This window comes from Mycobacterium zoologicum, assembly GCF_020181635.2.
Lineage (GTDB): Bacteria > Actinomycetota > Actinomycetes > Mycobacteriales > Mycobacteriaceae > Mycobacterium > Mycobacterium zoologicum.
In genome coordinates, this window is record NZ_JAYJJS010000080.1 from 1 (window position 1) to 1,082 (window position 1,082).

A 1,082-nucleotide genomic window follows, 5' to 3' on the forward strand; every position below is an offset into this window, starting at 1 on the left:
CCACCGGGCATGCAGGCGCCGATTGCCGGCATCCCCGCGGGTGCGAGCGGCCACGGGGGCCGCGTCCCAGCGTTGCCGCAGCGCCACGCCCGGGCGGTACCGGGTGCGGTGATGCCAGGCCGCCTCCACCAGCAGTCGGCGGGCATGCCCGTTACCGGTCTTGGTGATCCCGCCCTGGGTGCGTGAGCTGCCTGAGGAGTACTCCGAGGGCACCAGCCCGAGGTAGGCGCCGATGCTGCGGCCGGTCAACCGGTCCCAGTCGCCGATCTCGACTGCCAACCCGAACGCGGTCAGCGTCGCGACCCCACGCAAGCAGCACAGTCGAGACACCACGGGGGTGAACTCCGAATCAGCGGCCATGGCCTCGATGGCTTCGTCCAAGCGTTGGCGTCGATCCCGGCAGGCCAGCATCGCATCGAAGGCACTGTCGTAGGCCAGTTGCAGACCGGGTGCTTCGAAGCGCTGCTGCCGCAGCCACAACTCATGCCTGCCCGTCCAGGCGTTTCCGCCGCTGTAGACGATCCCCTGCCGCAGCAGCAGTTTCGACACCCGATGCCGTGCGGTCATCAGATCACCGCGGCAGTCCTCGCGGGCCCGCACCAGATCCCGGGCCGCCTCTTGGGCCACCGTGGGAACCCGCACCTCCACGATCTGGCCGAGGTGCAACAACCGTGCCAGATGCGCGGCATCACGAACATCGGTCTTGACCCGATCCCCGGCCGGGCGGATCAGCTTCGACGGCGCCGCCACCAAGCACATGATCCCGGCCGCGATCAGGAACCGGGCCAGCCCGAATCCCGTCGGACCGGCCTCATAGGTCACTGCGACCCGGCCCGGCAATGACCGCAACCAGTCCAGAATCTCACCGTGATCGGGAGTCAACCGACGCTGGAACACCTCACCGGTATCCCCATCCAATGCACACCCGACCACCGAACGCGCGTGCACATCCAAACCAACACTCGTACGCTGAACCTTCACTGGGGCCTCCCACATCTTGTGGCTCTACCGGCCAGGACCTGATTCCTGTCGGCAACCCACGTTCACATGTGAGTGAGGCCCCAGCCCCCCATACCGTCTAG

The 1,082-nt window shown here is 67.5% G+C and carries 1 protein-coding gene; it reads right to left on the reverse strand.

The window, feature by feature from the left end; translation table 11 throughout:
• Window positions 1-981, reverse strand: a 981-nt coding sequence (locus K6T84_RS23820) for an IS110 family RNA-guided transposase (protein ID WP_456341112.1), incomplete at its 3' end; no start/stop codon positions are given.
• Window positions 982-1,082 lie beyond the last annotated feature (101 nt).